The organism is Desulfovibrio sp. (assembly GCF_035644575.1).
Classification (GTDB): Bacteria; Desulfobacterota; Desulfovibrionia; order Desulfovibrionales; family Desulfovibrionaceae; genus Desulfovibrio.
The window spans coordinates 1-7,418 of record NZ_DASQOG010000160.1; the positions used below are offsets into that span (position 1 = coordinate 1).

Sequence of the window (7,418 nt, forward strand, 5' to 3'; positions counted from 1 at the left end):
GTCCATGTCGGGGTGGATGGGCTTGAGCGCCAGACGGCAGAAGTCGTCAGACCTGTCCATATCCAGCTTGAGTTCGGGGCGGCGCAGCCAGTCTTCTTCCGGATCAAACGTGCCTATTTTAAAGCTGGCGGCATTGTCCCAGATGTAGTTGAGGCAGTGCTCTCGTTGCGAGGTCTGGACGGCCTTGGCATCCAGTTCTTCCAGCAGGTCGCGCGAAAGAATTTCCGCACCGAGGCCGTCGGGCCAGAGGTTGTTGCGCGGAATATGGTTATAGGCATAGTCCCAGCCGCCCTGATCGTAAAAATCCACGAGCCGGTCAATGGCCCCGCTCCAGATGAGCGGATTATCGGCGCACACGCGCACCACGCGCCCGGCATCCGCCGTGCGGGCCGCAAGGCAGAACCGCGCCAGCACATCGTCCTCAGAACCGGCAACGCAGGGCACGCCGCGCCTTTGCAGATGCTCCATGAGTACACGGTCAAGGGGCGTATCCGGCACGGCCACCATGATGCCGTCAAGCTTTACCGCCTGCGCCAGCCGCCGCGTTACCCAGTCGATAACGGGCACATCACGCAGACAGAGCAGTGATTTCATGGGGAGCCGCGTGGAGCCGAGGCGGGCCTGAACAATGGCTATAACCTTGCCGGTCTTGCGCATGGGTGTTCCTTTGTGGAGCAGGTTACGCGTGCTGCGGTTCTGCGGGAGCGGCATCTTCCGCCGCCTGCGGGGCGGCTGCGCCTTCCTGCAGGATATTCTGCATAAGGGCTACAACGCGCCCCTTGTTGGCCGTAAAATTAAGGGCGTTCTGGCGATCCCAAAAGCGTTTGCGACGGGGATTCTTGAGCATGGCCAGAAAAACATTGCGAATCTTGGCATCGCTGACCCTGTCCATAATGCCCACAAAGGCAAAGCCGTTGCGGGGGCGGGCAAAGGTGTGGCGCGCCTCGCGCTCGTGGTGGGCCAGCACCATTGAAGGAATCCGCATATGGGCCAGCTCGTACACCGTGCGCCCTGCGGAGCAGATGGCAAGGTCGGCCCCTTCCATCATGCGGCTCATGACATTGGTGGCCCAGGTAAATTCCACCAGCGGATTATCCAGCCGTGCCAGATGCGCCTCCATGGCGTCCTTGTGGGCATAGCCCGGCCCCGCCACAAGGCGTATGCGGATGCCGTAGGCCCGGCAGATGGGTTCGATGATGTCCAGCACCCGGCGCGAGCAGTCGTTGAGATCCGTGCCGCCAAAGGTGATGAGCACTGTCCTGAGTTCCGGGCGGAAGGGATTGCGCACCGCCCCCAGAAATTCATCGCGCAGGCAAAAATAATCCGGCCCGTAACGCAGGCGCTCGTTGCTGTCCCTGTCTTCGTACAGGGCATTGACCACAAGCCGCGCCCAGTCCGCGCCGGGGCCTTCATCCTCAAAATTGACGCAGCGCACGCCAGCCGTGGTCAGGCGCGCCATGTAGGCCGCCGTGGTGTTCAGAATATCGTTGACCACAAGGTCGGGCCGCATGCGCAGCACGGTGTCTGCAAGCTCCTCGTTGCCCTGGCGCACGATCTTGTAGTCCTTGCGGGCAATGCTTTCCACCGCCAGCTCGCTCTCGCGCGTGCAGACAAAGCTGATCTTGTGGTTGGTGATCTCGTGCGCCAGCATCAGCGCGCGGAACACATGCCCCATGCCGATGGCGGGCCAGCCCGCCACCACAAAGACCACATGCCGCCGTTGCAGCAGGTGTTCGCAGATCCACCAGTCCTGATAGCCCTGAATTTCAATAGCTCTGTCGTTGAGAAAATACGGCACGATCTTGCCGCGCCCCAGCGTGTGTCCGTTGGCCTTGTCCAGCAGGGCAAGCCGCAGAATGATGAGTGCGCGGCTTTCCACCACCAGCATTTTTTCACTGTCGTGCCCGGCGTCTTCATCCAGCAGGCTCTCAAGCCCTTCGCCCTGCACATTCCAGATGCGCTGGCGCATGCTTTTAACCGTCACCAGGCTATCGGCCTGCGCCTCGCGAAAGCGCTTCCAGGCGTCTTCCACATCCACCCAGGTGAGCAGGGGGCAGGAGGCGCGCAGAATCATACAGTGCTCGTATTCCCGCGCAAGTTCTGTCAGCAGCCCGCGCATTTCGGTAACGATATCAAGGCTGGTGAACCGCAGATCCTTGTTCCAGTGGTACCGCACGCCCGCGCGTTCGCAGATGAGCGCGATCTCCTGGCTGTCGGTCAGCACAACAATATCATCGCCGGGCAAAACGCCGCGCGCAGTATTGACGGCCCTTTCCACAAGCGTGACCCCGGCCAGTTTTTTAACAAGCTGATCAGGAATGACGGCATTTTTCTTGATGGCAGGTATGACGATGCAGCGTTCTTTCATGTGTTCTCTGCTGTGCGGAAGGAACATGGCGCAGTGAGCAAACCCCGGACAACATCGTGAATTCCGATCTTGTCCGGGGCAATACAGGCCGCGTTAGCGCAGGCTGGCCAGAACCTCGCGGGTGGAGGCCAGCATGTAGTCAAATTCCTCATCCGTCAGCCAATGCTGGAAGGGGAAGGAAATCATGGCGTCAAAGAAGGTGTCGGCATTGGGGCAGTCGGCCTTGCCCATGCCCAGACGGCGGTAGTAATCGTAGCGGTCCAGCGGAATATACTGCACCACGCACTTCACGCCCTTCTCGTTGAACATGGCGCGGATAAAGCGGTCGCGGGCTTCGGTGCCCGTGGTCATGCGCGCGGCAAGCAAGTGGTAGTTATGGCGGCGGGAATCCTCGCGATGGAACTCCAGCTCGGGAAAGTCCGCCAGCGCATCAATGAAGCGCAGGGCGCGGGCGCGTTTTTCGTCATTGATAGCGTCGATACGTTCAAGCAGCTTGGCCCCAAGCGCGCATTCCGCTTCGCCAAGGCAGTAGTTGTTGGGCTGCAGGGGTTCGCCGTCCAGCATGGGCAGGTCAACATTGCCCATGGCGGGCTTCCAGTAGTCGGGCCGCTCAAAGTCATAGCCGCAATGCCCGTTGTGGCGCAGGGTGGGCACGAGGGCCGCCAGCTTGGGATCGCGCACATAGAGCATGCCGCCCTCGCCAAGGGTGGTGAGGTTCTTGTGCGAATGGAAAGAGAAAACGGCCATGTCGCCAAAGCTCCCAGCCTTTTTGCCATTCAGCTCGGAGCCGATGGACTGGGCTGCGTCTTCAATGAGGATAAGCCCGCGTTCTTTGCACAGGGCGGCAATGCCGGCCATGTCTGCCACATAGCCGTACAGGTGCACCACCACAACGGCCTTGGTGCGGGGCGTAATGGCTTTTTCGATGCTTTCGGCTGTGACGACCCGGGTCAGAAGGTCAACGTCAGCCCAGGCCATTGTGGCGCCCTTTTTGATGTAGGGGTAGGCAGAGGCCGTAAAGGTATGCGAAGGCATGACCACTTCATCGCCGGGCTTGAAGCGGCACAGCTGGGCCGAAAGCTCCAGCGCCGAAACGCCGTTCATGGTCACAAAGCAGCTGCCCTGGGCAACGCCCTGATAGCTGGCAAACTTGCTTTCAAAATCACGCATGTGCACGCCCTGGGTGAGCGTGTCGGCATTGCGCATGACCTCGACAACCACGGCGATTTCTTCTTCCGTGTAGCGGATGGCGCGGCCGCTGAAATTCACTTTAAGGTCCATGAGGACTCCTTGTGGCAAATGCGCCGCCGGAAGGCCCGACGGCGCACAATCTGCGGTTATCACTGCAAGCGACGGCGCTGGTTGCGCCGCGCGCGGCTACATGCGCTTGAAGCGCTCGATAACGTTTTCCTTGGTGAGGATCTTTTTGAAATCCGGGCCAAGGCGGTTGGAAAGGGGCTTTTCGTGCACAATGCTGGCGCCGTAAAGGGCATCGTATTGCGCATCTGTAAGGCCCTGGCAGATGCCCTTGGGCAGGTCGATGCCCTGGCGTTCCATCATGGCCATAAAGTCTTTGTATTCATTGGGGTAGATGTCTTCCAGCACGGTGAGGGCGTAGCAGTTGGCAATGCCGTGGTGCATATGCAGCACCATGCTGAGGCCAGCGGAAAGGGGATGCACCACGCCCACGAAACCGGCGGCCATGCCGCCCAGGAAGGAGGCGATCATGAGCTTTTCGCGATTTTCATCGCTCATCATGTCGCTGGAAAGGTAGACCTGCTTGCTGAGGTCAATGGCCTTTTCAGCCAGGGAATCCACCACCACGTTGCGGTAAGAGCCGGTGATGCTCTCAAAGCAGTGCATGTAGGTGTCGATACCCGTGTAGAAATACTGGTTGCGCGGCACGCTGGCGGTGAGGTCAGGGTCGAGCAGCACCTGTTCAAACATGGTGTAGTCGCTGTTCATGCCCAGCTTGATGTTCTTTTCCTCGTTGCAGATGATGCCAGTGCGCGAGGTTTCGGAACCCGTGCCGGAAAGGGTGGGCACGGCGATTTTGTAGGGAGCGGGGTTCTTGACCAGTTCCCAGCCCTGATAGTTCTCGGCCTTGCCGGGATTGTTCAGCAGGTTGCCCACGCACTTGCAGGTATCAAGAACGCAGCCGCCGCCAAAGGCCAGCAGGGCGCAGGGAGCCGCGCCGTTGAGGAAGGCCTTCACCTTGTCGGTGTAGCCGTCAATGCTGTCAGTGGTGGGCTCGTTGGTGGTGTCCACATAGACAACCATGTCCTTGCTTTCCACGGGCAGCTTGGCAATGAGATCCTTGCCTTCAAAAAAATGGTCAATAAAGAACACGGCAGGGCCGTTCACTGCGGCGCGGCGCGCGCCGATCAGATCGCCAAGCTGGGCAAGGCTGCCCGAACCAATCATATAGTAACCGACATTCTTTGCGTTGCGAAACATAGTTGCCCTCTCAATATGGCAGATGATGACCGGGCCATACGCTATAGCCGAACGTCTGGCAAGATGGCCTGCAATAGGCCACTGGCGCGGATTTTCGCCTGTTGTCGCCGAAGGGCGGCACAACCTTCATATGGTGGCCCTCAGACCCCGCTGTCGTCAAGTGGATCAGGGCCAAAACGGTTGGATCCGGAGGTTCCTTTAAGCGCGTAAACCACCAGAAGCCCAAGGCTCGCCAGAGCCGCCGCACTGCCTGCCAGCACCAGCAGACCATCAGCTTCAAGCACGGCCCCTGCTATGGCAGGCAGCGCCGCTGCCAGCGGCAGCAGCTGCCACCAGCCCGAAAGGTTGCGGTCATGCAGCCTGCGCGTTGACACGCTCACCGTTGGCAGCAGCAGCCACAGGGCCTGCACGGCGCTGATGATGGAAGCCAGCGCTGGGGCGATAGCCCCCACAATGCCCACCGCAATATTGAGCAGCAGCGTAAACAGGCAGAACCACCAGAATTCGGAGCGCGAGGCCCGGCCCTTAAAGCTGCAATACTTCTTGGTCAGGCAGATTCTTACGGCTTCCCTGAATTCCATGTGTTCTCCCTCCAACAGGCAAGATCAGGCCCGGTGCTGCCGCCACGACTGCACGGTATTGCTCAGCAGCATGGCAATGGTCATGGGGCCGACGCCGCCGGGCACAGGCGTAATGGCATGCGCCTTGGGGCTAACACTGGCAAAATCCGCATCGCCGCACAGACCTTCGGGAGTGCGGTTGATGCCCACATCAATGACCACCGCGCCCTGGCGCACCATGTCGCCCGTGATGCAGCGCGGCCTGCCCATGGCAAGAAACAGAAAATCAGCCTGACGGCACTGCTCGGCAAGATCGGGCGTGCGCGAATGGCATACGGTCACAGTGGCGTCGCCAAAACGGCCGGAGCGCGCCAGCAGCATGGCCAGCGGTTTGCCCACAATATTGGAGCGCCCCACAACCACGGCCTTCTTGCCGCTGGTGGGCAGGTCGTAGCGGCGCAGCAGCTCCATGACCCCGGCGGGCGTGCAGGAGACGAATCCCGGCAAACCCAGCGAAAGGCGGCCCACGCTCACAGGGTGGAAACCGTCCACGTCCTTTTCCGGATCAATGGCCAGCAGGCATTCCTGCGCGTCCAGCCCCTTGGGCAGCGGCAGTTGCAGCAGGATGCCGTCCACAGCGGGATTGGCGTTGCACTCGCCAATGAGTTGCAGCAGATCCTGCTGGCTGGTGGCGGCAGGCAAATGGTGCGGAAAGGAAACAATACCGGCTTCGGCGCAGGCGCGCTCCTTGTTGCGCACGTAGACCTGCGAGGCAGGGTCTTCGCCCACAAGAATAACCGCAAGGCCCGGAGCACGATGGCCCTCGGCACGGGCGGCGGTCACTTCCGCGCCAAGTTCCGCCCGGATGTCGGCGGCGGTTTTTTTGCCGTCAATCAAGATCATGTCAAACTCCAAAAAATAAGATAGCCGCCGCAAACAGGGCGACCGCCGCGCCCGGCCGGTGCGACGGTCGCTGGTGGTACCCGCGCCCTTCCAATATGGTTGCGCGCGGGTTGGAGGTCCATACGCGATCAGCTGTGAAAAGCCCGCAAACCATGCCGTAGAGCGGCCTGATCTGCGGGCGGATAAACCTAGTCTTCGTCTTCTGCCTGGAGATAGTATTCGGCCATGATGGGGCCAAAGAAGTCCGCATCGTCGTCCAGTTCTTCTTCAATGCGCAGCAACTGGTTGTACTTGGCCATGCGCTCGGAGCGGCAGAGCGAACCGGTCTTGATCTGCCCGGCGTTGACGCCCACGGCGAGGTCGGCAATGAAGCTGTCTTCGGTTTCGCCGGAGCGGTGCGAAACAACCGTGCTGTACGAAGCTTCCTTGGCCATTTCGATGGTGTCCAGAGTTTCCGTAACCGTGCCGATCTGGTTGAGCTTGATGAGGATGGAGTTGCCCACGCCCTGATCAATGCCCTCGGCCAGGATGGCGGGGTTGGTCACGAACACGTCGTCGCCCACCAGCTGGATATGGTCGCCCAGGGAGGCGGTCAGCATGCCCCAACCGTCCCAATCGCTTTCGGCCATGCCGTCTTCAATGGAGATGAGGGGGTACTTCTGGGTGAATTCGGCCAGCCAGTCGCTCATTTCAGCATTGTTGAAGGTCTTGCCTTCGCCGCCGAGCACGTACTTGCCGTCCTTGTAAAATTCGCTGGCGGCGGCGTCGATGGCCAGAGCCACTTCGGAGCCGGGGTTGTAGCCCGCTTCTTCAATGGCCTTGATGATGTAGGTAAAGGCCTCGTCGTGGTTCTTCAGGTTGGGGGCAAAGCCGCCTTCGTCGCCAACGCTGGTCACGTGACCGTCCTTCTTGAGGATGGCCTGAAGGGTGTGGAAAATCTCCGCGCCGATGCGCAGGGAATCACGGAAGGTCATGGCCCCAACGGGCATGATCATGAATTCCTGAATATCCAGATTGTTGGGAGCATGCGCGCCGCCGTTGATGATGTTCATCATGGGCACGGGCAGCACCTTGGCGTTGATGCCGCCAAGATACTTGTAGAGCGGCAGGCCAAGAAATTCGGAAGCCAC

Annotated in this window: 7 protein-coding genes; all 7 read right to left on the reverse strand. The window is 60.3% G+C overall.

All coding sequences use genetic code 11. From position 1 onward, the window contains the following. Positions 1 to 657, reverse strand: a 657-nt coding sequence (locus VEZ52_RS09370) for a cytidylyltransferase domain-containing protein (protein WP_324836571.1), incomplete at its 3' end; no start/stop codon positions are given. Between the two features lie 22 nt (positions 658 to 679). Beyond that, complete coding sequence (locus VEZ52_RS09375) at positions 680 to 2,368, reverse strand: cytidine 5'-phosphate N-acetylneuraminic acid synthetase (protein WP_324836572.1); 1,689 nt, start codon at positions 2,366 to 2,368, stop codon at positions 680 to 682. 93 nt (positions 2,369 to 2,461) lie between these two features. Further along, positions 2,462 to 3,649, reverse strand: a complete 1,188-nt coding sequence (locus VEZ52_RS09380) for a DegT/DnrJ/EryC1/StrS family aminotransferase (RefSeq protein ID WP_324836573.1) — start codon at positions 3,647 to 3,649, stop codon at positions 2,462 to 2,464. A 96-nt stretch (positions 3,650 to 3,745) separates the two neighbouring features. Continuing rightward, a complete protein-coding gene (locus VEZ52_RS09385) occupies positions 3,746 to 4,825 on the reverse strand; it encodes an iron-containing alcohol dehydrogenase family protein (RefSeq protein ID WP_240823295.1) in 1,080 nt (359 codons plus the stop codon). Positions 4,826 to 4,965: 140 nt separating this feature from the next. Further along, positions 4,966 to 5,406, reverse strand: coding sequence for a DUF805 domain-containing protein (locus VEZ52_RS09390; RefSeq protein ID WP_324836574.1), 441 nt, complete (start codon positions 5,404 to 5,406; stop codon positions 4,966 to 4,968). A 24-nt stretch (positions 5,407 to 5,430) separates the two neighbouring features. Continuing rightward, on the reverse strand, positions 5,431 to 6,288 hold the full coding sequence (folD, locus tag VEZ52_RS09395) for a bifunctional methylenetetrahydrofolate dehydrogenase/methenyltetrahydrofolate cyclohydrolase FolD (protein WP_324836575.1): 858 nt from the start codon (positions 6,286 to 6,288) through the stop codon (positions 5,431 to 5,433). Positions 6,289 to 6,476: 188 nt separating this feature from the next. Continuing rightward, positions 6,477 to 7,418 (reverse strand): phosphopyruvate hydratase (gene eno, locus VEZ52_RS09400; RefSeq protein ID WP_324836576.1); only part of this gene is annotated, 942 nt, incomplete at its 5' end.

Excerpts from the sequence above, each read along its gene's own strand:
- VEZ52_RS09390 (WP_324836574.1), bottom strand. The coding sequence starts at position 5,406 with ATGGAATTCAGGGAAGCCGTAAGAATCTGCCTGACCAAGAAGTATTGC.
- VEZ52_RS09385 (WP_240823295.1), bottom strand. The coding sequence starts at position 4,825 with ATGTTTCGCAACGCAAAGAATGTCGGTTACTATATGATTGGTTCGGGC.
- folD (WP_324836575.1), bottom strand. The coding sequence starts at position 6,288 with ATGATCTTGATTGACGGCAAAAAAACCGCCGCCGACATCCGGGCGGAA.
- VEZ52_RS09380 (WP_324836573.1), bottom strand. The coding sequence starts at position 3,649 with ATGGACCTTAAAGTGAATTTCAGCGGCCGCGCCATCCGCTACACGGAA.
- VEZ52_RS09375 (WP_324836572.1), bottom strand. The coding sequence starts at position 2,368 with ATGAAAGAACGCTGCATCGTCATACCTGCCATCAAGAAAAATGCCGTC.